This window comes from Gemella sp. GL1 (genome assembly GCF_013415365.1).
In the GTDB taxonomy this organism is placed as follows: Bacteria; Bacillota; Bacilli; order Staphylococcales; family Gemellaceae; genus Gemelliphila.
The window spans coordinates 45,546-69,533 of sequence record NZ_JACBYB010000007.1 but is presented as its reverse complement, the minus strand read 5'-3'; the positions used below and the strand labels follow the sequence as shown (position 1 = coordinate 69,533).

Below are 23,988 nucleotides of genomic sequence, written 5' to 3'. Positions count from 1 at the left end.
TTTTCTTAAAATATAATGGAGTGAATAAACAATATGACAAAAAAAATTACACTTACAATAAAAAAAATAGGAATAAATGGAGAAGGAATTGGATACTATCGTAAAAAAATTACTTTTGTAAAAGGAGCATTACCTGATGAAGTAATCAGATGTCAGATTGAAGAAGAAAACGAAAAATATATTAAAGCTAGATTATTAACAGTGTTAGAAAAATCTCCTTATAGGAGAGAAAATGTAAGAAAAGAATTTCTAGAATCAGGGGCCTATGCTTTAGCTCATGTTGAATATGAAAAGCAATTAGAATATAAACGTGATATAGTTCTTGACGCATTTAATAAATATTTAAATATCAAGAATCCTGAAAATAAGATTGCCAAAACCATGCCATCTCCAAAAGAATACCATTACCGAAATAAAAATCAATTTCCTGTTGCTATAAGTAAGGAAGGTAGGGTTGTTGCAGGATTGTATAAAGAAGGGACTAACCAATTAGTAGATATTAAGGACTGTATAGTCCAAACTGAAGCAGCTAATAGGATTATTGAACAATGCAAAAAATATATTGCTAAATTTAAGGTTCCAGTATCAATTTCTAAGAAATATGTTGGTATTAAATATATTTCAACAAGAGTATCATTCTATAATGGTGATATGCAGGTAATCTTTGTTGCAAATTCTAAAAAAATTGATGGATTAGATAGACTTGTTAGGGAATTGAAACGTGAAAGAATAGTTAAATCTATAATTTTGAATATCACCAATGATAAAGATCATTTAGTTATGGGGACGGAAAATATCACTTTATATGGAAGTGACTACATTATTGAAAAAATAGGTCATATTGAGTACAAATTATCAGCTAACTCATTTTTCCAATTAAATCCTAAGCAAACGAAAAATTTATATGATAAAGTTTTAGAATTTGCTGATTTAGATAAAGATGATATTGTATTGGATGCCTATTGTGGTGTAGGTGCTATTGGACAATATATTAGTAAGAACTGCAAAGAAGTTTATGGAATTGATATTGTAGAAGAAGCTATTAAGAATGCTGAAGATAATGCAGAATTAAATGGGTTGGATAATTGCAATTATTCTGTGGGAGATGCAAGTAAAATCTTGCCAAAACTAAAAAGAGAGGCTTACAAATTTGATGTTGCTATCGTAGATCCACCACGTACGGGACTAGGATACTTGGCTAAAAATTTACTAAATGTAGGAGCAAAAAGAATAGTCTATGTATCATGCAATCCATCAACACTCGCTAAAGACTTAAGAATATTAACTAAAAGGTACAAGTTAAGGACAGTTCAACCTATCGATATGTTTCCGCAGACGCCTAATGTTGAGTGTGTAGTTTTGATGACAAAAAACTAAAAGAAAGCCTTTAAATAAAGGCTTTTTAATATGAAGTAATATAAATTTTTAATCTATTAAATACATAGAACATTATGAAATTAGTAGGGTTGAGACTTTAATATAATTACTGGTATATAGAGTTATTAATATAGAAGGCAATATATAGATAGAGTACTATTATAATATTGGGGAAGAAATTAATGAATACAGGAAATAGAATAAAAACTAAGATAAAAAAATTAATATTATAAGAATGAGGTTAAAGAACAAATATAAGTAGATAAAATTTCCTAAGTATGAACAAGGGTATGAAAAAATTTTACTAAAATCTTAATAATTGTCCCTTGAATATTGGGGGAGAATAAAATATGAAAAAAAATCAGAAAAGGTATTAAAAATTAAAAATAAAGAAAATATAGATATAAATACAAAAGATGAACTAATCTATATACTATCTTAAAAGATAATAGAAGATTTATTTATCCTAGGAGAAACAAGTTTAAAAGAATATAGAAAAATAAGGAAAGAGAATCAGAAAAGTTTCAACCATACCTATTTTGAAAGATTAATATCAAAACACAATAATTGTAAACTAGTAAAAATTTTGACATCAGTACCGTTTATTCGTAAGAATCCATTAGAAAAAGAAATACAGTTAAATTAAATAATAGAAAAATAAAAATAAAACATTGTAATAACAAAAATTATATTAGATTTAAACATTTCTCTTTAATTTATTTGAATAATATAAGATTAGTTGAGAATGACTTGGATACAGAAATAGAAGTCTATAAATATTTAACAATTTTTTAAGTAGAGGAAAAATGGAGAAAGAAACAATAATAGATATTAGGGGATGGAAGACTACCTACTATATCTTAAAAATGATTATATTTTTATACTTGTTAAATCAATTATATAAGGATGTTATACTGTAAGTAAATAGTTTTTTGAAAACATATAGTGATGATTATGCTATTTTAAGAAGATATATGATTGATTATGGATTTTAAATAGAGATGATTATGGAGAAAGATATACAATAAATAAAGGAGAATGATATTGATACTAAGAGTAGAGTTATTAGCTAACATATGACTTGGTAGGATATCGAAAAAGATAGAAAATATGAGTAAGTACAGGAATATAGAAGAGCAATTTGAAAAACATCGAAATGAAATAAAAGCCATTTCAATGTCAAAATATATGAGAAATAAATTTTTATTTTTTGGAATTGCAACTCCTGAAAGGAGAAAAATCTATAATGAATTTTTGAAAACTGAAAAGAAAAATGGGGCTGTAGATTGGGAGTTTTTATTTCAATGTTATGAGAATGAACATAGAGAATTTCAATATCTTGTATGTGATTACCTACTTAAAATGAAAGACTTTTTATTTTATAAAGATATTTCAAAAATTAGGAAATTAATAAGGGATAAATCTTGGTGGGATACTATAGATGTTCTTACACAGGTTATTGGCAATATAGCAATTAAAGATGAAAGAGTGCATCAATTAATGTTAGAGTGGTCAAATGAAGAAAATATATGGATAAAAAGAACTGCAATAGAATATCAATTAAGATTAAAGGAAAAAACTAATACTAGAAATCTAAAAAATATTATACTTAATAGTTTGAATACAGATGAATTTTTTATAAACAAAGCTATAGGATGGGTACTAAGAGAGTACTCAAAGACAAATAAGGAGTGGGTAATTGCTTTTATACAAGAACAGCAAGATAAAATGGATAAGTTAAGTATTAGGGAAGCAAGTAAGTATCTTTAAAGTTAGCAGATAGAGCGGTGGATTAAGTTGAGTATACTGATGCTGGTAAGCAAAGTTTATTATTATTTTTATTATTGAACTTCATAAGAGATGGAAATTTGATTGGGAAATACAAAATGGATTTAATTATATTATTAAACTAGATTTATTATTGGATATAAATATATAATAAAAGGATATTACATGCAGGACTAGTGTAGAGAAGAACAGTCAATAAAAAGCACGTATTTAATATTTAGTTTCTGAATAATATATTTATATAATATCTGATGTGATGAATAAAAAAACTCTCTAGGTAAATCTAGAGAGTTTTTATAAGGTTGAGAAAAGTTGGGTAAGTATTAATCCATGGTTACTCTTATTTTAATTTGTTAGATTTTTCTTTTGTATTTTTAGTTGAAATATCTCTGCTTTCAAGTATATCATCTATTATATCAAGTAAAATGTTTTTTATGAGTTCATAATTAAATATATTATTTATATAATAAGTTATATAAATAATGATAACAATAATAATTGAAATATTAATAGTAGCAAGTATTAATTCAAAATTATTATTTTTTGAAAGATTATTAAATATTGCATATACACCACCTGATCCAACTAGTGTGGGAATTAACTTTAATACATAATTGGCTATTCTTATAATTAAATTATAATTTTTAGAGTTTGTAAGAGCTATGCGTAAATAAATTATCTGATCCCTATCGAGTTTACCTATAGATTCACTAACAAGTTTTATATCATTTGATCTAGGAATCAATACAATAATTTCATTACGACTTATCTTTCTTTCTTTTTTATCATTTAAATGGTAGTGCCATACCCATAAAGGAAAATATAAGTCGATTTTTTTATTTTCATAGGATATATTAGTAGGAAATCTAGAGTCAAAATATTGTTTTATAAAAAATATTATTAGCATGTTACTAAATCCAGGGTATAAAATATTTTTATTAATACAATAAAAAATGTAAATTCCCCATATAATAAAAGTAAGTAGTGTAAGATAATTAATGGATTTAATCATTACGCTATTATCTGTCTTTTCTTCTCGTAATGGTGGAATTTCAAATAAGAATTTGGAAACAACTAAAGAAATTATAAATGCAGCTGCAAAATTGAAAGAAAACGCAAAGAAATCTGTATTCATAAATTCAATAGGATGCTGCCAATACCATATTCCACGCCCAGTAAATAATAGGAAAACTGCAAATAGATATAAGTATGCTATCCAATGTTTGATGATTATACTCTTCATTAAAATTCTCCTTTATAAAAATTTTATATATTTTGATTATACCATCAAATAAACCCTATAAAAATATTAATTAAATAATCTTGCTATAAAATTTTGTAAAGAAAATAAAAATTTAAGACTTATTTTCAAAGAACTTTGAAAACCTTGACAAAAAAAAATGTAAGCGGATATAATTAAGGTATAAAGTATTCATATCTAGAAAATACTAAATAAATTATAGGCTTATTCTTAATTGGATTTTAGAATTTTGGATGATTGTAATATAGTAAATAAAAAGAAAATTAGATTGAAATAAATTTAAATAATTTTAATATTATAGGAGGACTAGGAAATGTTGAAGATTTTAAATTTAGATTTTTCTTTTTCCAGAAATAATAAGATATTAAATAATATATCTTTAGAAATAAAAAATAAAAATCAAATAATAGCCTTGTTGGGACCTAATGGTGCAGGGAAAACAACCTTATTGAATGCTATTGCTGATGTTTATCAAAAATATACAGGGAAAATTATAAAGGGGAATAATAGAATATTTTTAATACCTGATGCAGAATTTATACCTAAGGAAATGACAATAAAAACTTGTATGAAAGAATTTTCAGTATTATATGAAGATTTTAATGTTACAAGAGCAAAAAAGATGCTAGATTATTTAAAAATAGATGACAATAAAAAAATTGCAGACTATTCTAAAGGTATGAAGGAACAAATACATCTTGTATTTGGTTTAGCACATGATGTAGATTTTTATTTATTTGATGAACCATTAGCAGCAGTAGATCCACTAACTAGAGATACCATGATTTACTTAATAGAAAATTTTAGAAAAGCTAATAGTCTGGCGATTATCAGTACTCATATAGTTTCTGATATGGAGAAAATTTTTGATGAAGTAATTTTTATAAATGATGGGAAAATTCTTTTATACGAAGAGACTGAGAAATTAAGAAAACAATATCAAGATAGAAAATTAGATGAAATTTTTAAGGAGGTAAATAAAGTATGCTAACCTTAATAAAGAGATTATCACTAAACTATATAAAAATATTTGCCTATATGTCTATAATAGCTCTCTTTTTCAGGTTATTGATGAAGTATATAGATAATCCTATCTTAACAATGATAAATGCTATATGGATATTGACGTCAACAACAATTATGATTGCCTTATCTACATATTTTTTATATGAATTTATTTATACTAAAAGATATTATTTTTACCATACACTAAAATATAGTATCCATGAAGTTTTAGTTATTTTATCTGCGATACTTATTGTATTTAATCTAATATATTACATAATATATAGTAACTTTAATCTGTATGATTTTATTCAAAAGACAATTTCATTAATTTCATACTTTAGTATCTTAATTTTACTTCTATATTTCTTTAGATCTATAAATTCAAAAAAATTCGCTACTAATCTAATCTTATTTAGTTTGTTAGTTTTAATTGCTATTTATCCTGTCATCTTCAATCTAGTATTTAAAGATGAATTAGGATTTGTAATGATAGGAGTAAATTCTAATGAAGGAATTAGAAATATATATACGACAATTCTTCCTTTAACATTGTTTGAAAAAGAAATAGACTACTCTTTATTTTCAAAGTATACTTTAGTAATTAATTCAATCATTACGCTTATATGTGGCTTCTTATTTACAATGATAAGAAAAATAAAAATAAACTGGAGATAGATAATAGAAATGTAGAGAAAAATTCCTTAATAAGCAATTGCTGTATAGAATTAGAAAAATTGGTAAATGATATAAAAACAGAAAAATAATGATATTTGCTATATAAAGCTATTTTAGAGAAATACTTTCTAAAATAGCTTTTTAATATTAGAATGTAAATAGTGTATTCTTATGATTGTGAAAGTTTAGCTGACTTATTTGGAGGCTACTTTTCAGTTTCATAGGAAATTTTATTTGAGATTAGTAGAAAGTATCATATTTTTTCTAAAAAATAAAAAAAATGATAAGGATTACAGGCTATAATTTTATATAATGTAATTGTAAAAAAACGCTTACTATTAGGAGGATATATTTATGGTAGAAAAATACATTATGGCAATTGATCAAGGAACAACTAGTTCTAGAGCTATAATTTTTAATAAAAAAGGGGAAAAAGTTAGTGTTAGTCAAAAAGAATTTCCACAAATTTTCCCACAAGCTGGTTGGGTAGAACACAATGCAAACCAAATTTGGAATTCAGTTCAGTCAGTAATTGCAGGAGCATTTATTGAAAGTGGTGTACATCCTGATCAAATAGAAGCTATCGGTATAACTAATCAACGTGAAACAACAGTTGTTTGGGATAGGGAAACAGGTTTACCAATATACAATGCTATTGTATGGCAGTCACGTCAAACAGCTCCTTTAGCAGAACAATTGAAGAAAGATGGATATGCAGATTTCTTCCATAAAAAAACAGGTTTAGTTATTGATGCTTACTTTTCTGCGACAAAGGTACGTTGGATTTTAGATCATGTACCGGGAGCTCAAGAGAGAGCAGAGAAAGGGGAATTGTTATTTGGTACTATTGATACTTGGTTAGTATGGAAATTAACTAATGGAGCTTCTCACGTTACTGACTACTCAAATGCAGCTAGAACAATGCTTTATAATATTAATAAATTAGAGTGGGATGATGAAATTTTAGAATTGTTAAATATTCCTAAAGCCATGCTACCGGAAGTTAAATCCAACTCAGAGATCTACGGTCAAACAGCTCCTTTCCATTTCTATGGAGGAGAAGTTCCTATTTCAGGAATGGCTGGAGACCAACAGGCTGCTTTATTCGGACAATTAGCTTTTGAACCGGGAATGGTTAAAAATACTTATGGAACAGGATCATTCATAGTAATGAACACTGGAGAGGAAGTTCAGTACTCTAAAAATAATTTATTAACAACTATCGGTTATGGAATTAATGGAAAAGTTTATTATGCATTGGAAGGATCTGTATTTATTGCAGGATCTGCTATTCAATGGCTGCGTGATGGATTAAGAATGGTTGAATCATCTCCAGAATCAGAGCAATTAGCATTAGCGTCTAAAAATGATAATGAAGTTTATGTAGTACCAGCTTTCACAGGACTTGGAGCTCCATATTGGGATTCGAATGCACGTGGATCAGTATTTGGACTTACTCGTGGTACTACTAAAGAAGACTTTGCTAAGGCGACATTCCAGTCTATAGCATATCAGGTTCGTGATGTAATTGATTCGATGAAATTAGACTCAGGAATTGATATTCAACAATTAAAAGTTGATGGAGGAGCAGCAATGAATAACTTCTTGATGCAATTCCAATCAGATATTTTAGGAACTGAAATAGCAAGAGCTAAAAACTTAGAGACTACAGCTTTAGGTGCTGCGTTCTTAGCGGGATTATCAGTAGGGTATTGGAAAGATTTAGAAGAAATAAAAACTTTAAATGAAACAGGACAGTTATTTAAACCAACTATGAATGAAGATGAGAAAGAAAATCTATACAAAGGTTGGAAGAAAGCTGTTAAAGCTACTCGCGTATTTGCGGAGCAAGACTAGTAAGGAGAATAAAATGGAATTTTCAAAAAAGACGCGTCAAACTTCTCTACAAAAAATGAAAGAAAAAAATTTAGACCTACTAATTATAGGTGGAGGTATCACAGGAGCTGGAGTTGCATTGCAGGCTGCTGCAAGTGGGATTGATACAGCTTTAATTGAAATGCAAGATTTTGCTGAAGGTACTAGTAGTAGATCTACAAAACTTGTACATGGAGGATTACGTTACCTTAAACAATTTGATGTAGAAGTGGTGTCGGACACAGTTTCCGAAAGGGCAGTGGTGCAAAAAATTGCACCACACATCCCTAAACCAGACCCTATGTTATTGCCTGTATATGAGGAAGCTGGTTCTACTTTCAGCCTATTTCGTTTGAAGGTAGCTATGGATTTATATGATCTATTAGCTGGAGTAAATCAGACAGATATGGCTAATAAAGTTTTAACTAAAGAAGAAGTTTTAGAAAGAGTGCCAGATCTGAAGAAAGAAGGATTAGTAGGTGGGGGAGTATACCTAGACTTCAGAAATAACGATGCTAGATTGGTTATTGAAAATATTAAGAAAGCCAATCAAGATGGAGCACTTATAGCAAACCATGTTCGTGCAGATGATTTTATATTGGATGCAAATGGAAAAATTATAGGTGTTAAGGCAACAGACTTGTTGACAGGAGAAAATCTAGAAATAAAAGCTAAATTAGTAATAAATACTACAGGACCACGGAGTGATGTAATTAGAAATTTCTCTAATTTAGGTGAAAAAATTAATAGGATGAGGCCTACAAAAGGTGTTCATTTAGTTGTAGATAGTAAGAAATTAAAAGTACCGCAACCTGTCTATTTTGATTCAGGATTAGCTGATGGTCGTATGATTTTTGTATTACCTAGAGAAGATAAGACATATTTTGGAACAACAGATACAGATTACAAAGGAGATTTAGCTAAGCCTACAGTGAATCAAGAAGATGTTGATTACTTATTAAAAATAGTAAACAATAGGTTTCCTAATTCAAAATTGACTATTGATGATATAGAAAGTGCCTGGGCAGGACTTAGACCCTTAATATCAGGTAATAGTGCCTCAGATTATAATGGTGGAAATAGTGGTAAAATTAGCGATGAAAGCTTTGATGCACTTATTGATACTGTAAAAGCTTATTTAAATAATGAAAAAACGAGAGACGATGTAGAGAAGTCGGTTTCAAAATTAGAGTCAAGTACATCTGAAAAATCTTTAGATCCATCAGCAGTTTCTAGGGGATCAAGTTTTGAACGTGATGATAATGGTTTATTAACACTTGCTGGAGGAAAGATTACAGATTACCGTAAAATGGCTGAAGGAGCTTTAGAAAAAATTGTGGATATTCTGAAAGATGAATATAATCAAGAATATAAATTGATTGATTCTACAACTTACCCAGTATCTGGTGGAGAAATAAATCCTAATAAAGTAGATGAAGAATTAGCAACTTTAGCTCAAAGTGGAGAGAAATATGGCTTAAATTATGAAGATTCTCTGTATCTAGCTAATCTTTATGGATCTAAGATAATTTGTCTAATAAAAATAAAGATATTATTCTTTGATAGATTTATCATGAAAAATATAGTTATTTTGAAAATTAAGTAATGTTGTATCTTAAAATTACTAATGTAATTTTAAGCCAAGCAATGAATGATTAAATTTAAGTTATCTTGGCCACTTATTTTAAAATTTATTTGAGCTACAACATATTAAGGTTATATTGACAAAACTAGTTATTAGATTTATAATTAATCAATAGTAATAAAAATATGAAAAGAGGTCTCAAATGAATATTTTTGAATTGAAAAATATTGACTACATTAGCAATGATAAATCAATATTAAAAAATATTAATCTTAGTGTTAAAAATGGTGATAGAATAACCTTAGTAGGACCATCAGGAAGTGGAAAATCTAGTATTCTAAAATTATTAGCAGGTCTACAATCACCTACTAATGGAAGGATTTTATTTGAAAATAAGAATATTGAAAACTTAGATATGGAAGACTATCGTAAGGAAGTGTCTTATTTCTTTCAACAGGCTGTTTTATTCGGAGATACTGTAAAAGACAATTTAGAGTTTCCATTTATTGTGAGAGGACTTGATTTTGACAAGTCGAAAGCAGTCATTGCATTGAGAAGTGTTAATTTGTCAGAAGAGTATTTGAATCATAAAATTAAAGATTTATCTGGTGGAGAAAAACAACGTGTGGCTTTAGTCAGAAATATGATTTTTGAACCTAAAGTTTTGTTACTAGACGAGATAACAGCAGGTTTAGATACAGATACAAAACACTTAGTCCACAATTTAATAAATGAGTATCATAAAAAAGGAAAAACAATTATTGAAGTAACTCATGATCAAGAAGAAATAGATTTAGCTACAAGTGTAATTAATATAGAAGGAGGGGAAATCAAGTATGAATAATAATGTAACAGTGGACAACTTATCACTTGTTTTAATATTTTCTTTAGTTATACTAGCAATGATAATAAGTCAGAAAGAGAAGTTAGATTTGTCTAAGGATATTTTTTATGCAGTAATTAGAACAGTTCTACAACTTACTTTAACTGGTTTTATTTTAAAATATATTTTTCAGGTTTCAAATGCTTTTCTAAGTTTGGCAATGGTGTTAGTAATAATATATAATGCTAGTAGTCAGGCCAAAAAGAGAAATCCTAATAAATCAAGTAAGCAATGGCATTCATTTTTAGCAATTTTGTTATCAACAGGTGTAACTTTAGGGATTTTAGTAGTATCGGGTGCTATTAAATTTATACCATCACAAATTATTCCTATTTCAGGTATGATTGCGAGTAACTCAATGGCAGCTATTGGGCTTGCTTATAAGTCAATGTATAGCTCTTTTAAAGATAATAGGCAACAAATACTAGAAAAATTAACATTAGGAGCTTCTGTTAAGTTGGCATCACAATCAATTTTACGTGATAGTATTAAGACAGGTATGCAGCCAACCATAGATTCAGCAAAAACGGTAGGATTAGTAAGTTTACCTGGTATGATGTCAGGACTTATTTTTGCAGGAGTAGACCCAGTTCATGCTATTAAGTATCAAATTATGGTAATGTTTATGTTGCTATCTGCAACAAGTTTAGGTTCAATGGTGGCAGCATACTTCTCATATAAAACATATTTTAATAAAAGAGACCAATTAGAATTTGAATAAGAAAAAGAGAATTAAGTTTTACTTAATTCTCTTTTTCTTAATTTTAGTGTAAAATTGTGAAATATATTTTATGTGCTAATAGAAAAAAATAGATAAAGTAAATAGACCCGAGGCTAACATCGGGTCTATATTTATTAGAATTTTAATTTTTCTTCTATAAATGCTTTTACTTCAGAAATAGGAATACGAGTTTGTTCCATTGTATCACGGTCACGAATTGTTACCATTCCATCAGTTTCTGAATCAAAATCGTAAGTGATACAGAATGGAGTACCAACTTCGTCTTGACGACGGTATCTTTTACCGATAGATCCAGTTTCATCGAAATCTACCATAAAGTCAGCAGCTAAGTCTGCATAAAGCTTAGTAGCAGCTTTTGATAATTTTTTAGAAAGTGGTAAAATAGCAGCCTTGTAGGGTGCTATTGCTGGATGAAATTTTAGAAGAGTACGTACATCTTTTTCTCCAACTTCTTCTTCCATATAAGCATTACATAAAAATGCTAAAAGAACACGATCAACCCCTACAGATGGCTCGATGCAGTATGGTAGATATTTTTCATTTTTCAGTAAATCATGGTAAGTCAAGTCTACTTTAGAGTGTTCTGAGTGTTGTTTTAAATCGAAATCAGTTCTCGAGGCAATTCCCCATAATTCTCCCCACCCAAATGGGAATAAAAATTCGATATCTGTTGTGGCGTTAGAGTAGTGAGATAATTCTTCTTTATCGTGGTCACGTAGTCTTACAGCTTCTTCTTTCATACCAAGTTTTAATAACCATTCTTTACAGAAGTTTTTCCAATAAGTATGCCATTCTAAGTCAGTTCCTGGTTCACAGAAAAACTCTAATTCCATCTGTTCAAATTCACGAGTACGGAAGATAAAGTTACCTGGAGTAATCTCATTACGGAATGATTTCCCTATTTGAGCAATACCAAATGGTAATTTTTTACGCATAGATCTTTGAACATTTTTGAAGTTTACAAAGATACCTTGTGCTGTTTCTGGACGTAGGAAGATATCACTTGTAGAGTTTTCTACAACACCTTGGCTTGTCTTGAACATTAAGTTGAATTGACGAATCTTAGTATAGTTGTGTTTACCACATTCTGGACAAGGGATATTTTCATCAGCGATGATTTTTTCTAACTCTTCAAATGGTAGTCCGTCAACAACCTTATCTTCACCTTTTTCATTGTAGTAGAATTCTTCTATTAATTTGTCTGCACGTAAACGTGATTTACATTCTTTACAATCCATCATTGGGTCTGAGAAATTACCAACATGACCTGATGCTTCCCAAGTTTTTGGATTCATAAGAATAGCTGAATCTAGACCTACATTGTAGGGAGATTCTTGAATGAATTTTTTCCACCATGCTTTCTTAATATTATTTTTTAATTCAACACCTAGGGGACCATAGTCCCAAGTATTAGCTAGACCTCCGTAAATTTCAGAACCTTGAAATACGAAACCTCTATTTTTAGATAAAGATAAAATCTTTTCCATCAATAAATTCCTCCTTAAAAATATAAAAATCCCTGTACATAGTTAAAGAGACTATATACAGGGACGAATAAAAATCCGTGGTTCCACCCTCGTTAATGCTAAGCATTCACTTTGGTATTAAGTTATAAAAATTCCAAATAAATTTTGCTAAACTCACACCATCATTAGCTCGCTTAGATTTATTTTATCATCTTTAGAATAAAAATACAAGTTATGTATTAAATATATTTTATAAACTTATATATAGATAAGAAGAATGAGTTATAAAATTAGTGTAAGTTAATCATTAAAGGAAATCGTAAGTTTTCTTGCTTTTACTGATAAAGATATTAAGAAGATGGAGATACTTATAAAATAATGATTATTATGAACTAGAATAGTTGTTTTAGTTAGACTTTTTTTAGTTTAAAATAATTGTAAAAAATTAAGGATAAGCTATTAAAAAAATTTGTATTTTATGCTATAATTACACTACTATTATTATGTCTAAATTAGTATTTGGAGGTGAGATGAATGGCTAGAATTGATATAGATTATGTTTTAGAAAATACAGATATTGTTTCTTTGGTTAGCGAATATGTAAAATTGGAAGCTAGAGGAAAAAATTATATAGGTTTGTGTCCATTTCATAATGAAAAAACTCCATCTTTCTCAGTATCTCCTGAGAAAAAAATAGCTCATTGTTTTGGTTGTGGACAGGGAGGAAATGCTATTAATTTTTTAGCACAGCTAGAAAGTATTTCTTTTAAACAAGCCCTAATTAAGTTAGCAACAAGATTAGGTCTAGAGGTAGAAGAAGAAAGAAAAACAAAAGCATACAACTTAGATAATCGTATAGATACAATGTATTATTCATCTGATTTAATAGCAGACTATTATAACTATATTTTATTAAATACAAAAGAAGCAGAAAAAGCACTCAATTATTTATTAAATAGAGGTATTACTAAAGAAAGTATAAAACATTTCAATATAGGATATGCACCAAATGTCGATAAGTTAATAGTAGATTTTTTAAAATCAAAGAATATAAGTTTAGAATATGCTGCAGATGCTGGTTTAGTAACTATGGCTTCAAATGGTAGCTACTATGATGTATTTAAAGATAGGATAATATTTCCTATAAAGGACGATAAATCAAGGGTAGTTGCTTTTTCAGGTAGAACTATGTCTGAAGATAAGTCTGTTGCCAAATATTATAATACTCAGGAAACTGATATTTTTGAAAAAAGAAATATTTTATATAATTTTTCAGATGCAAGACCTTTTATAAGTAAAGAAAATAACATAATTCTTGTTGAAGGATATATGGACGTCATAAGAGCTTACCAAGAAAATGTAAAAAATGTTGTAGCAATAATGGGAACCAGTCTTGATGAAAATAGGGCATCTAGTTTATTAAGATTGGTAGATAATGTAAGCTTAGCCTTAGATAATGATAAGGCTGGCCAAGATGCCTGCATTAATATCGGTAATAGCTTATTGAGTAAAACTAACAATATTTATAAAATAAATATTACTAGCAAAAAAGATATTGATGAATTTGTAGCATATAGAAAAGAAAAGGATGAGAACTTTTCTTTTAGTGACTATGTTATAAATAATAAAACTCACTATATCGATTGGAAAATTTCTTATTTAAAAGATCACTCTAAAAATATAGAAGCGAAATTAAATAATAAAAACGAAATACTAAAAAACATTGCTTATTTAAAAGAAGAATCTTTAAAGGATCTACTTCTATCAAGTTTAGCTAATAATTTTGAAATAGATAAAAAAATATTGGTTAGGGAATTAGCAGCATTAGGAATTACTAGAGATACTATTTCAGTTAATGATTATGTCCCTAATAAAACTAAAATAGAAAAGTTGTTTAGATCACAAAATTATGATATTAACACATGTAGAATGTTTAAATATTTCTTAAAATCCCGTGATATATTCTTTGAATTTTATGAAGAACTTGAAAATATGAACTTTAGTAACCTTTTGTTTTCAAAACTAGTAAAAAACTTAGGAATATATTATAATAATTATATGGATTTTGAGATGTATAAATTTACATCTAATGTAGTAGATTACGAGTTACTACATTTATTGAATTATATAGATAATACAGACTTTTTGATAGAAGAGGAACCGTCTATAGATTCAGTTAAGGAGTATATTGAATATTTCAAAAAGAAAAATAATCTTAAGCAGGAATTTACTCGTTTGAAAACAGAGTTGGACAATGCAATCGGAGAAGAGGATATTCACGCAAAAATATCTATATTGGATAAATTGAAAAATTATAAAAAATAAGGAGAAAGTAAATGGCAAAACAAACGGCAAAAGATTTTGAAACTTTAAAAAGTGAATTACTTGAAAAAGGTAAGAATAATGGTGAATTAACACAAGAAGAAATATTAGATGCTTTCTCTAAGTTAAACGTATCTTCTGACGATATGGATGATTTTTATGAAGAATTAAGTCGTGAAGATGTCATCTTAATTAATGCTAATGCAGAAAAAGAGAAGATTGAAGAAGAAATTGATTTAGAAGATTTATCAGTTCCTGCCGGAATCAAAACTAATGATCCGGTAAGAATGTATTTAAAAGAGATTGGGAAAGTACCGCTTCTTTCAAAAGAAAGAGAGCTCCAACTTGCAAAAATTATCGAATCTGGAACTGACTTTGAAAAAGAAGAAGCTAAACAAGAATTATCAGAAGCTAATTTAAGACTTGTAGTATCTATCGCTAAAAGATATGTGGGCCGAGGAATGTTATTTCTAGACTTAATCCAAGAAGGGAATATGGGTCTAATTAAAGCGGTTGAGAAGTTTGATTATTCTAAGGGATTTAAGTTCTCAACTTATGCAACCTGGTGGATTCGTCAAGCAATTACACGTGCAATTGCAGACCAAGCTAGAACTATCCGTATACCGGTACACATGGTTGAAACAATCAATAGGCTTATAAGAGTACAAAGACAATTACTTCAAGATTTAGGACGTGAACCTAAGCCAGAAGAAATTGGTAAGAAAATGGGAATGACTTCTGAAAAAGTAAGAGAAATTTTGAAGATAGCACAAGAACCAGTTTCACTAGAAACACCAATTGGAGAAGAGGATGATTCGCATTTAGGGGACTTTATCGAAGATAAAGATGCGCAATCTCCAGTAGAGCACGCTGCTAATGAAATACTTAAAGAGCAATTAGAAGAAATTCTTGAAACATTAACAGACCGTGAAGAAAATGTACTAAAATTACGATTTGGATTGAAAGATGGTAAGACACACACTCTTGAAGAAGTAGGTGCTGCTTTTGGTGTAACTCGTGAGCGTATTAGACAGATTGAAGCAAAAGCAATTAGAAAATTAAAACATCCATCTAAGTTAAACAAATTAAAAGGATTTATGGAGTAAACGTTAAAACCTTTGATTTATCAAGGGTTTTAATGTTGTGTTTTTAAAAATGGGGCAGTTAGAATGATATTTTTTTAAAATACTCATGTTCTTTCGGCTCTATTTTTTGTGTTTTATGGATATATATATTTTAGTTATTTCATATCCATCATTACCTAATCTAAATGAAATGAAATTAAAGCTAAAGAAAAATCAATAGAATATGCTGAAAGATATAAATTACCAAAAATTAAAATCGACGCTGTAAATAATGATATAGCGTACTATAAGAAAAAATAAAGGAGTTTGATTAGTTATGATAGTAGAAAAAGTTTTTAAATTTGGAAATATAATAATGTTAACACTGAATAAAGATATACCTAACGAGTTTACTAACCACTCTAATATAATAATTGATGGTCGAACTTTTAAAGATGTAATAATTCCTAGCCCTAACGGAGATTACAGTAGGAGAGATGTTTCTGTAATTTTTGATGGAGATAACTATTTAGTAGGCAAAGAAGTCCTTATTTAACACTTAACAATAGTTAGGTATTTTTATTATATAAAATCAAGGAGATAATTAAGATTTTTAATTATAGTTACATCATTTGTCTTTTTATTTATCATAATTTTAATTGTTGAAACGACTAGAATGATTTAGAAAAATGTTATATAATAAAAGTTAGTTAATTATTGTAAATCATAATATCAATTTTAATTGATAGAAGGGGGTATTTTATGAAAGTTATAGGTATAGATTTAGGTGGAACAAGTGTTAAGATGGCCATATTGTCGTCAGAAGGTAATCTTGAACATCAATGGACAATTGTTACAAATACAGAAAATTCTGGTAAAAACATTGTTAATGATATAGTGACTTCTATAAAAGAATACACAGCAGAGCATAGTATTTCTTTAGATAGCGTTAAAGGAATCGGAATGGGAAGTCCTGGTCAAATTGATTATGAAAAAGGAACTGTAAAAGGGGCCTATAATCTAGGTTGGGCAGAGGTACAAGAAGTTAAATCAATTTTTGAAAAGGAATTTAATAAGCCTTTCTTTATTGATAATGATGCTAATGTGGCAGCTCTTGGTGAAAGATGGCGAGGTGCTGGAGAGAATGAAGAAGATGTTGTATTTGTAACTTTAGGAACAGGAGTAGGTGGTGGAGTAGTTGCTGATGGGAAACTACTTCACGGAGTGAGAGGATCTGCAGGAGAAATTGGACATATGGTAGTTCAGCCAGATGGTTTTGAATGTACATGTGGAAATAAAGGGTGTTTAGAAACTGTAGCTAGTGCAACAGGTATTGTTAAACTTGCTAAAGATATGATTACATTATTAGAAGAAAGTAAATTGAAAGAACTTATTGATAAGGATAAGCTTACAGCTAAGGATGTATTTGACGGAGCAAAAGAAGGGGATGAATTTGCTAATAAAGTAATTGATAAATTTGCCTTTTATTTAGGGCTAGCATGCAGTCAGTTAGCCAATGCTTTAAATCCAAGTTTCATCGTAATAGGAGGGGGAGTATCTGCAGCTGGAGATTTCTTACTTGAAAGAGTAAGAAAAGAATATGAAAAATTTGCATTCCCACCAGTAAGGGAGTCAACGAAATTAGCTTTAGCAACATTAGGAAATGATGCTGGAGTTATTGGGGCAGCTAGCTTAGTGTTATAGTCATTTAATATAGCATAGAAAAACTTAGTAGACATAGGGCTAAATCTTTTAATTAAAAATATTAAGAGCTTACTTATATTAGTAATTTTTCATAAGTAAGAAATAAAAAAGAGTGGTGGGAGTACACCACTCTTTTTGCAATAGAATTTTTATAGGTAGTTTCTATAATTATTATAAAATTATCAAAATGTTCAAATTTATTATAATCTTTCAATAAATTTTTCTTTATTTACTAAAACTCTGGTATGTTTTGCTTTTCCTACAATTTTTTCTCCATCTAAGGCTAGTATTTCAAAGTAGAAAATCTTTTCTTTTTCAATATTTCTTAATTCAACTTCAACTTTTATATTTGTTCCAATTTTACTTGCTGTAAGGTGATCAAGACTTATATGTGAGCCTACACTAGTTAATTTAGTATCTAAATTTTTAGCTAATAAATCTCGAGAAGTCTCTTCCATAAAAGCAACTAGGCAAGGGCTAGATAGTACTTCTAAGTCTCCACTCCCCATATTTTTTGCAGAATGTTTATCTAATACTAAAAATTCTTTATATAATTTGTCTCCAATTTTCATAAATATCTCCTAATAAAAATCAACACTATAATTTTTTAATTTTTTATCTATATATTCAAATTTTGCAGAGAAAAAAGATTTCTCATCAATCAACCAGTCAAGGAAGATGAAATCTCCTTCCCAAGTTTTTATTTTTCGATTTTTTATATCTTCTTTTGCTATCCAAAGCAAATCTCCTTCAGGAGAGTCTTCTAATATTTGCCCTGTATAATCACTTGCTGTAAATACATAAGTATACCAGTTAGATTTACCATCAAAATTAGGAAAACTAATAATTCCTCTGAGTTTTGGATTTTTTAAGTCAAGACCAGTTTCTTCCTTAACCTCTCTAATAATTCCTTCTTGCGGACTTTCTCCTCCTTCCATTTTTCCACCTACCGATATTGTAAGTCCTTCGTGAATATCATTGTCTTTTTTATTTCTTTTAAGCATAAGATAGTGACTACCTGTATCTATATAACACATTGTTGCAAGAATATTATTCATAAATTTCACCCCATATAAATAAAGAACTACCTAGGTAGCTCTTTATTTTATTTTTTATTTTCTTTAATTAAGCTGTTAAGACCAACAGATGTTAATGTAAATAGTACAGCCAGTATAGAACAGTTTAATACCGTAGTTCCCTGGCTAATTTCATTACTTCCTAAAATAGCAGTAATGATGAAAATTGCTATGAAAGAAAAAATATATCCCCAAAATAATGAAACTAAAAATTTCATACTAACACTCCTTTAGTTTAATCACCTTTCATTATACTAGAAAATTCTTAATAAAACAATAAAATACATACAAATTTTATTGACTCCAAATATTTCTTTTATTAGATTTAGCTTGATTTTCAGCTTTTTTTAAAGTAGCCAAATGTCTTGTATTTGGTTCTTTAACATATTTAATTTGAGCAAGACCTTGTTTCAGTAGTATTTCTTGAACTAATTTTCCATCAGCATATACGTAAGCTAAGGCTCTATTATATTTATCTTTTTTTTCACTGACGTCGAATTCTATTTCTACTTTTTTAGCTCTTTTTAAAAGACCTTCATTAGCCGCACTTGCTTCTTTTCCGAAAGCTTGGGGAGGAGTATTAGGTTTTACTGTCTCTGGTGTATCAATATTTAGATATCTTATAGTCAATTCTTGTTTATTGAATAATACTACTATGGTATCACCATCAATTTTTCTTAAAAATTTAACAGGATATCTTGTTTCATCCCCTTTTACAACAATTCCATTTATTGTATCAGATTTAGAATTAAATGATTTAAAAATAGATAGTAAGTCTGGACCACCTAGAGAGTTAACTAACCAAATAATAGTTGCTGTAAATACTACTGTAAGTAGCGAAAAAAATTTCTTTTTCATATTTGTTCTCCTAATATATTCCCCTTTTTATAATAACATAAATAGTATGCTTTAGCATTGAAAATATATTGCAAATGGGTTAGTATAATATATGGATATAATTATAGAAATAGAGGTAAGATATGACTAAAATTATCTTGAAAAATTTATCAGATACAGAAAGATTAGCCAATAATTTAGCATCTTTAATTGATAGGAAATTTTTACTTACTCTAAACGGAGATTTAGCTGCTGGTAAAACAACATTTACAAAATATTTTGCTAAAGCAATCGATATTGAAGCTACAGTCACATCTCCAACTTTCAATATTTTAAAAGAATATGAGGGTGATGATTACTACCTTTGTCATATAGATGCTTATAGATTAGAAGATAATGATGAAGAATTACCATTTGAAGATATTTTTTATGAAGATAAGATATGTTTTGTGGAGTGGGCGGAATATATTGATGACTTCCTTCCTAAGGAGAGATTAACTTTTTCTCTTCAATTAGAGGGAGATGTAAGAGTAGTAAATATATCTTCTATTGGAGATAAGTATAAAAAAATAGAAAGTGAGTTAGAAAAATTATGGTTAAATTAGTATTAGAAGCTTCTAATTCATATTTATCAATAGCTTGTATTGAAGGTGATAAATTACTAGCTGAGTCAAATCTTGAGTGTGGTAGAAACTTATCAGAAGTAATACTAGTCGAGCTTAATTCTTGTCTTAAAAGAGCAGGTGTAAGTAAATCGGACTTAACAGAAATAGTGGCAGTCAAAGGACCAGGTTCTTATACAGCTCTTAGAATTGTATTAAGTGTAGCTAAGGTTTTATCATTTTCTTTGAATATTCCACTGAAAACAATATCGACATTAGTACTCCAATCTTATTATAAAGATTCTAGGAATAAGCTGATAGTACCTTTAATAGATGGAAGACGTGGCAATGTTTTTGCAGCAATTTATGAAGAAGGTAGAGAAATATTAGAAGAATCCTATTACCCTTTAGAAGAAATTATAGAATTTTTAAATAAGGAGTATAAAGAAGTTATTTTTATAGGTCCTAATCTAGATAAGTATAATTTTGTTAGTGCAGATTTTAAATATATTTTGCATGAAACTTATAATTTTGCAAGAAATTTTTTATATCTAGAAGACTATGCAATAGAATCTGACTATTATAGTGCGATACCATCTTATTTAAGATACACAGAGGCTGAAAGGAATTTGAAAGATGATAAAAATAGATAAGGTAGGAGTGGAGTATTTAGACATTCTATCTGTAATTGATAGAGAAAACTTTGTAGATCCATGGTCTAAGGAAATGTTTAAGAAGGAATTGGAGCAAGAAAATTCTGAATACTATGCTATTTTTAACGGGGAAGAAGTATTAGGATTTTGTGGTGGATGGTATGTTTTAGAAGAATATCAAATTAACAAAATTGTAATTGATAAAAAGTATCAAAACAAAAAAATGGGCTCTTTATTTTTACTTTATATGATGCAACTTTATGCTAATAAAGGAGCTAAGAGAGCAATTATTGAAGTAAGAAAATCAAATAAAGCAGCTATAAAAGTATATGAAAGAGTAGGTTTTGAACTTATAGGAAAGAGAGAAAAATATTACCAAAATAATGGAGAAGACGCTTTAATAATGATAAGGAATTTTGAAAATGAATCTTAATATATTAGCAATAGAATCAAGTTGTGATGAAACTAGTGTTGCAATTGTTAGAAATGGTAAAGAAGTTTTATCTAATATTGTTGCCAGCCAAATTGATATACATAAGGAATATGGAGGTGTAGTGCCTGAAATCGCTAGTCGACATCATATTGAAATAATTATGCAAGTTATAAACGAAGCATTAGCAACAGCTAATATGGATATGGGAAATATCGATGCAATTTGCGTTACCCAAGGTCCTGGATTAGTAGGTTCTCTATTAGTAGGTGTAACTGTAGCTAAAACTTTGGCTTATGTTTATGAAAAAAAATTAATTGCGGCTCATCATATAGCGGGACACATTTATTCTGCAAATATAGATGCAGATATTAAGTATCCATCACTTGCTTTGGTAGTTTCTGGTGGGCACACTGAACTAGTTTTATTAAAAGATGAATTGAATTTTGAAATAATAGGCCAAACTCAAGATGATGCAGTAGGTGAGGCTTATGATAAGGTGGCACGCCAGCTTGACTTAGAATATCCTGGAGGACCAAAGCTTGATTCATTAGCGAAAATTGGAAAGGATAGCTATAATTTACCAAGAGCTATGATTGATAGTAAAAATTACAATTTTTCATTTTCAGGTATGAAATCAGCTATAATCAACTTAATTCATAATAAAAATCAAAGAGGAGAAGTTATTGTTAAAGAGGATTTAGCAAGATCTTTCCAAACAGCAGTTATGGATATATTGGAACATAAGACAAAGAGTGCACTTGAAGATTATGGGATTAGTCAACTAATTGTTTCTGGGGGAGTTGCTGGGAACTCTGAATTGAGATCCAGAATGATTAATTTAGCAAATAATTTGGATATTGACTTACTAATTCCTAAAATGAAATATTGTTCAGATAATGCTGCTATGATAGGTGCAGTAGGATATTACTATTATAAACATAATTTATTTGCTGATCCATTAACTTTAAATGCTAAGTCAAGTATTAGTTTAGAAAAGATTAAATAAAATTATATAGGATAATTTTACTAAAAAATTTAGTGAAATTGTCTTTATTTTTGCTTAAAATTTAAGAGAAATAAACTTGTATAAATTTATTATAAGTATTATAATTGATGGTGAATAATATTAAGTTTTTGAGGTAAAATTATGATTTATGGAATAGGAACAGATATAGAAGAGATATCAAGGTTTTATGAATTCTTTGATAAAGCAAATTATTTAGAAAAAATTTATACTGAGAAAGAAATTAAAGAGTTTTATAATATAAATAACCCAAGGAAAAAGGCAGAATTTTTGGCTTCTAGATATGTTGTTAAAGAAGCTATGTCTAAAGCTTTGGGAACAGGAATTTCTAAGGAATTTTCTTTTAAAGATATTGAAGTTGAAAAAACGGACTTAGGAAAGCCATATATAATTTATCAAGATTTTATTTGTCATCTTACCATTAGTCATACAAAAACAACTGCTGTAGCATTTATAGTATTAGAAAGGGAGTAGATAATAATGTTTCAAGATAGACCTACATATTTAAAAGTTAATTTAGATGCAGTATTAGAAAATTATATAAATATAAAGAGAACATTAGGTGAGAAAGAAGTAATAGCAGTAGTAAAGGCTGATGCATATGGTTCGGGAGCTAAAGTATTAGTAAAATATTTATATGATAATGGAGTAAAGCATTTTGCTGTTTCTAGTTTGGAAGAAGGGTTAGAAATAAAAGAGGTTGCGCCAGATGCTTTTATATTGGTATTAGGAATTATTAATCCAAGAAATATCACTTATGCAATAGAGCAAAACCTGTCTATTACGTGTCCTTCTAAGGATTGGTTAGAAGAAGTGGTAGAGAATATAGGTGAGTTAGGGAGAAAATTAAAACTACATCTAAAAATAGATAGCGGTATGTCTAGGATTGGTATATCATCTAAAGAGGAAGCTATAGCTGTAAATGAATTATTGAATGATGATAGATTGGAATTAGAGGGTATATTTACACATTATTCTAATTCTGATGCTGATAATGATGAGTATGATAAATATCAAAGAGAAAGATTTACTTACCTAACATCATTTATAAATCATAAAGCCAAATATGTTCATCATGAAAATTCAGCAGCAAGTATGAGATACGCCAAAGAAAACAACAACTTTAATATGGCAAGAGTTGGTATATCTTTATATGGTCAATATGCATCTGATGAAATTGCTAAAATAAGTGATATAAAATTAAGAACCGTATCCTCTTTAATTTCTGAAGTATCACATGTTAAAGAAGTAGCTCCGGGAACTAAGATTGGTTATGCTTGTAGCTATGAAAGTAAGGATAGTGAATATATAGCAACTGTAGCCATAGGTTATAGAGATGGTCTACTCAGAAGGAGTCAAGGCTGGTCTGTGCTCATAAATGGAGAAAGGTGTGAAATAGTTGGACGTGTATGTATGGACCAGACAATGATTAGATGTCCTAAGAAACCAAGTATAGGTGATGAAGTTTTGTTTTATGGTGAGCACAATGGACAAGTTTTAAGTGTTGAAGAATTTGCTAAATATCAAAATACAATTTCTTATGAAATATTTTGCTGTATAGGACAAAGAGTTCCTAGACGATATTTTGTAAACGATAAAGAAGTGGGGTAAGT

General features: G+C 28.8%; 24 protein-coding genes and 1 pseudogene. 19 read left to right on the top strand and 6 right to left on the bottom strand.

Translation table 11 applies throughout. The annotated features are described in order from the left end of the window. Window positions 1-33: 33 nt before the first annotated feature. The 3 genes and pseudogenes from rlmD (at window position 34) to HZY82_RS00390 (ending at window position 3,147) form a co-directional block, all read left to right on the top strand. Window positions 34-1,377: a 23S rRNA (uracil(1939)-C(5))-methyltransferase RlmD gene (gene rlmD, locus HZY82_RS00400; protein ID WP_135156590.1), complete on the top strand. Its 1,344-nt coding sequence runs from the start codon at window positions 34-36 to the stop codon at window positions 1,375-1,377. Window positions 1,378-2,306: 929 nt separating this feature from the next. After that, window positions 2,307-2,372: pseudogene (locus HZY82_RS06670) on the top strand (DUF2087 domain-containing protein); the annotation flags it as partial. Window positions 2,373-2,487: 115 nt separating this feature from the next. Beyond that, complete coding sequence (locus HZY82_RS00390) at window positions 2,488-3,147, top strand: DNA alkylation repair protein (RefSeq protein ID WP_135156592.1); 660 nt, start codon at window positions 2,488-2,490, stop codon at window positions 3,145-3,147. Between the two features lie 358 nt (window positions 3,148-3,505). On the opposite strand, the gene HZY82_RS00385 is transcribed toward HZY82_RS00390, so the two are convergent. Continuing rightward, window positions 3,506-4,408, bottom strand: coding sequence for a hypothetical protein (locus tag HZY82_RS00385; RefSeq protein ID WP_135156594.1), 903 nt, complete (start codon window positions 4,406-4,408; stop codon window positions 3,506-3,508). Window positions 4,409-4,739: 331 nt separating this feature from the next. On the opposite strand from HZY82_RS00385, the gene HZY82_RS00380 reads away from it, so the two are divergent. The 6 genes from HZY82_RS00380 (at window position 4,740) to HZY82_RS00355 (ending at window position 11,173) form a co-directional block, all read left to right on the top strand. Continuing rightward, window positions 4,740-5,417: an ATP-binding cassette domain-containing protein gene (locus HZY82_RS00380; protein ID WP_135156596.1), complete on the top strand. Its 678-nt coding sequence runs from the start codon at window positions 4,740-4,742 to the stop codon at window positions 5,415-5,417. Then, window positions 5,411-6,109, top strand: coding sequence for a hypothetical protein (locus HZY82_RS00375; protein ID WP_179938348.1), 699 nt, complete (start codon window positions 5,411-5,413; stop codon window positions 6,107-6,109). Before HZY82_RS00380 ends, HZY82_RS00375 begins: the two co-directional genes overlap by 7 nt. A gap of 354 nt (window positions 6,110-6,463) precedes the next feature. After that, the gene (gene glpK / locus HZY82_RS00370; protein ID WP_179938346.1) at window positions 6,464-7,966 is read left to right on the top strand and encodes a glycerol kinase GlpK; all 1,503 of its coding nucleotides are present in this window, start codon (window positions 6,464-6,466) and stop codon (window positions 7,964-7,966) included. Window positions 7,967-7,979: 13 nt separating this feature from the next. Continuing rightward, the gene (glpO, locus tag HZY82_RS00365) at window positions 7,980-9,590 is read left to right on the top strand and encodes a type 1 glycerol-3-phosphate oxidase (protein WP_179938343.1); all 1,611 of its coding nucleotides are present in this window, start codon (window positions 7,980-7,982) and stop codon (window positions 9,588-9,590) included. Between the two features lie 181 nt (window positions 9,591-9,771). Next, entirely contained in the window at window positions 9,772-10,413 is a 642-nt protein-coding gene (locus HZY82_RS00360; RefSeq protein ID WP_135156604.1) for an ABC transporter ATP-binding protein, read from the top strand. Beyond that, window positions 10,406-11,173 carry an ABC transporter permease gene (locus tag HZY82_RS00355; RefSeq protein WP_135156605.1) on the top strand — a complete coding sequence of 256 codons (768 nt, stop codon included), beginning with the start codon at window positions 10,406-10,408 and terminating at the stop codon, window positions 11,171-11,173. Before HZY82_RS00360 ends, HZY82_RS00355 begins: the two co-directional genes overlap by 8 nt. 134 nt (window positions 11,174-11,307) lie before the next feature. Here HZY82_RS00355 and HZY82_RS00350 read toward each other — a convergent pair whose 3' ends face one another. Further along, window positions 11,308-12,681, bottom strand: a complete 1,374-nt coding sequence (locus HZY82_RS00350) for a glycine--tRNA ligase (RefSeq protein ID WP_135156607.1) — start codon at window positions 12,679-12,681, stop codon at window positions 11,308-11,310. Window positions 12,682-13,194: 513 nt separating this feature from the next. Between HZY82_RS00350 and dnaG the strand changes: the two genes are divergently transcribed. The 4 genes from dnaG to HZY82_RS00330 all read left to right on the top strand — a co-directional run bounded on the left by dnaG (window position 13,195) and on the right by HZY82_RS00330 (window position 17,750). Continuing rightward, a complete protein-coding gene (dnaG, locus tag HZY82_RS00345; RefSeq protein WP_179938341.1) occupies window positions 13,195-14,985 on the top strand; it encodes a DNA primase in 1,791 nt (596 codons plus the stop codon). 11 nt (window positions 14,986-14,996) lie between these two features. Beyond that, window positions 14,997-16,088 carry an RNA polymerase sigma factor RpoD gene (gene rpoD, locus HZY82_RS00340; RefSeq protein ID WP_135156611.1) on the top strand — a complete coding sequence of 364 codons (1,092 nt, stop codon included), beginning with the start codon at window positions 14,997-14,999 and terminating at the stop codon, window positions 16,086-16,088. A gap of 295 nt (window positions 16,089-16,383) precedes the next feature. Continuing rightward, entirely contained in the window at window positions 16,384-16,602 is a 219-nt protein-coding gene (locus HZY82_RS00335; RefSeq protein WP_135156613.1) for a hypothetical protein, read from the top strand. A 206-nt stretch (window positions 16,603-16,808) separates the two neighbouring features. Then, window positions 16,809-17,750, top strand: coding sequence for an ROK family glucokinase (locus HZY82_RS00330; protein ID WP_135156615.1), 942 nt, complete (start codon window positions 16,809-16,811; stop codon window positions 17,748-17,750). Window positions 17,751-17,950: 200 nt separating this feature from the next. On the opposite strand, the gene HZY82_RS00325 is transcribed toward HZY82_RS00330, so the two are convergent. From HZY82_RS00325 to HZY82_RS00310, 4 genes are all read right to left on the bottom strand, one after another. Then, a complete protein-coding gene (locus HZY82_RS00325) occupies window positions 17,951-18,322 on the bottom strand; it encodes a thioesterase family protein (protein WP_135156617.1) in 372 nt (123 codons plus the stop codon). Between the two features lie 9 nt (window positions 18,323-18,331). After that, a complete protein-coding gene (locus HZY82_RS00320) occupies window positions 18,332-18,808 on the bottom strand; it encodes an NUDIX hydrolase (protein WP_135156619.1) in 477 nt (158 codons plus the stop codon). Window positions 18,809-18,855: 47 nt separating this feature from the next. After that, window positions 18,856-19,044: a DUF2929 family protein gene (locus HZY82_RS00315; protein ID WP_135156621.1), complete on the bottom strand. Its 189-nt coding sequence runs from the start codon at window positions 19,042-19,044 to the stop codon at window positions 18,856-18,858. A 76-nt stretch (window positions 19,045-19,120) separates the two neighbouring features. Then, a complete protein-coding gene (locus tag HZY82_RS00310) occupies window positions 19,121-19,684 on the bottom strand; it encodes a thermonuclease family protein (protein WP_135156623.1) in 564 nt (187 codons plus the stop codon). A 122-nt stretch (window positions 19,685-19,806) separates the two neighbouring features. On the opposite strand from HZY82_RS00310, the gene tsaE reads away from it, so the two are divergent. From tsaE to alr, 6 genes are all read left to right on the top strand, one after another. Further along, the gene (gene tsaE, locus HZY82_RS00305) at window positions 19,807-20,268 is read left to right on the top strand and encodes a tRNA (adenosine(37)-N6)-threonylcarbamoyltransferase complex ATPase subunit type 1 TsaE (protein WP_179938339.1); all 462 of its coding nucleotides are present in this window, start codon (window positions 19,807-19,809) and stop codon (window positions 20,266-20,268) included. Then, a complete protein-coding gene (tsaB, locus tag HZY82_RS00300; RefSeq protein WP_179938337.1) occupies window positions 20,256-20,918 on the top strand; it encodes a tRNA (adenosine(37)-N6)-threonylcarbamoyltransferase complex dimerization subunit type 1 TsaB in 663 nt (220 codons plus the stop codon). Before tsaE ends, tsaB begins: the two co-directional genes overlap by 13 nt. After that, window positions 20,902-21,351, top strand: a complete 450-nt coding sequence (gene rimI, locus HZY82_RS00295) for a ribosomal protein S18-alanine N-acetyltransferase (protein WP_135156629.1) — start codon at window positions 20,902-20,904, stop codon at window positions 21,349-21,351. The genes tsaB and rimI overlap by 17 nt, the downstream gene beginning before the upstream one ends. After that, a complete protein-coding gene (gene tsaD, locus HZY82_RS00290; protein ID WP_135156631.1) occupies window positions 21,341-22,357 on the top strand; it encodes a tRNA (adenosine(37)-N6)-threonylcarbamoyltransferase complex transferase subunit TsaD in 1,017 nt (338 codons plus the stop codon). Before rimI ends, tsaD begins: the two co-directional genes overlap by 11 nt. Window positions 22,358-22,498: 141 nt before the next feature. Continuing rightward, window positions 22,499-22,849 carry a holo-ACP synthase gene (gene acpS / locus HZY82_RS00285; RefSeq protein WP_135156633.1) on the top strand — a complete coding sequence of 117 codons (351 nt, stop codon included), beginning with the start codon at window positions 22,499-22,501 and terminating at the stop codon, window positions 22,847-22,849. A 6-nt stretch (window positions 22,850-22,855) separates the two neighbouring features. Then, entirely contained in the window at window positions 22,856-23,986 is a 1,131-nt protein-coding gene (gene alr / locus HZY82_RS00280) for an alanine racemase (protein ID WP_135156635.1), read from the top strand. Window positions 23,987-23,988 lie beyond the last annotated feature (2 nt).

Excerpts from the sequence above, each read along its gene's own strand:
- rlmD (WP_135156590.1), top strand. The coding sequence starts at position 34 with ATGACAAAAAAAATTACACTTACAATAAAAAAAATAGGAATAAATGGA.
- HZY82_RS00390 (WP_135156592.1), top strand. The coding sequence starts at position 2,488 with ATGAGTAAGTACAGGAATATAGAAGAGCAATTTGAAAAACATCGAAAT.
- HZY82_RS00385 (WP_135156594.1), bottom strand. The coding sequence starts at position 4,408 with ATGAAGAGTATAATCATCAAACATTGGATAGCATACTTATATCTATTT.
- HZY82_RS00380 (WP_135156596.1), top strand. The coding sequence starts at position 4,740 with ATGTTGAAGATTTTAAATTTAGATTTTTCTTTTTCCAGAAATAATAAG.
- HZY82_RS00375 (WP_179938348.1), top strand. The coding sequence starts at position 5,411 with ATGCTAACCTTAATAAAGAGATTATCACTAAACTATATAAAAATATTT.
- glpK (WP_179938346.1), top strand. The coding sequence starts at position 6,464 with ATGGTAGAAAAATACATTATGGCAATTGATCAAGGAACAACTAGTTCT.
- glpO (WP_179938343.1), top strand. The coding sequence starts at position 7,980 with ATGGAATTTTCAAAAAAGACGCGTCAAACTTCTCTACAAAAAATGAAA.
- HZY82_RS00360 (WP_135156604.1), top strand. The coding sequence starts at position 9,772 with ATGAATATTTTTGAATTGAAAAATATTGACTACATTAGCAATGATAAA.
- HZY82_RS00355 (WP_135156605.1), top strand. The coding sequence starts at position 10,406 with ATGAATAATAATGTAACAGTGGACAACTTATCACTTGTTTTAATATTT.
- HZY82_RS00350 (WP_135156607.1), bottom strand. The coding sequence starts at position 12,681 with ATGGAAAAGATTTTATCTTTATCTAAAAATAGAGGTTTCGTATTTCAA.
- dnaG (WP_179938341.1), top strand. The coding sequence starts at position 13,195 with ATGGCTAGAATTGATATAGATTATGTTTTAGAAAATACAGATATTGTT.
- rpoD (WP_135156611.1), top strand. The coding sequence starts at position 14,997 with ATGGCAAAACAAACGGCAAAAGATTTTGAAACTTTAAAAAGTGAATTA.
- HZY82_RS00335 (WP_135156613.1), top strand. The coding sequence starts at position 16,384 with ATGATAGTAGAAAAAGTTTTTAAATTTGGAAATATAATAATGTTAACA.
- HZY82_RS00330 (WP_135156615.1), top strand. The coding sequence starts at position 16,809 with ATGAAAGTTATAGGTATAGATTTAGGTGGAACAAGTGTTAAGATGGCC.
- HZY82_RS00325 (WP_135156617.1), bottom strand. The coding sequence starts at position 18,322 with ATGAAAATTGGAGACAAATTATATAAAGAATTTTTAGTATTAGATAAA.
- HZY82_RS00320 (WP_135156619.1), bottom strand. The coding sequence starts at position 18,808 with ATGAATAATATTCTTGCAACAATGTGTTATATAGATACAGGTAGTCAC.
- HZY82_RS00315 (WP_135156621.1), bottom strand. The coding sequence starts at position 19,044 with ATGAAATTTTTAGTTTCATTATTTTGGGGATATATTTTTTCTTTCATA.
- HZY82_RS00310 (WP_135156623.1), bottom strand. The coding sequence starts at position 19,684 with ATGAAAAAGAAATTTTTTTCGCTACTTACAGTAGTATTTACAGCAACT.
- tsaE (WP_179938339.1), top strand. The coding sequence starts at position 19,807 with ATGACTAAAATTATCTTGAAAAATTTATCAGATACAGAAAGATTAGCC.
- tsaB (WP_179938337.1), top strand. The coding sequence starts at position 20,256 with ATGGTTAAATTAGTATTAGAAGCTTCTAATTCATATTTATCAATAGCT.
- rimI (WP_135156629.1), top strand. The coding sequence starts at position 20,902 with ATGATAAAAATAGATAAGGTAGGAGTGGAGTATTTAGACATTCTATCT.
- tsaD (WP_135156631.1), top strand. The coding sequence starts at position 21,341 with ATGAATCTTAATATATTAGCAATAGAATCAAGTTGTGATGAAACTAGT.
- acpS (WP_135156633.1), top strand. The coding sequence starts at position 22,499 with ATGATTTATGGAATAGGAACAGATATAGAAGAGATATCAAGGTTTTAT.
- alr (WP_135156635.1), top strand. The coding sequence starts at position 22,856 with ATGTTTCAAGATAGACCTACATATTTAAAAGTTAATTTAGATGCAGTA.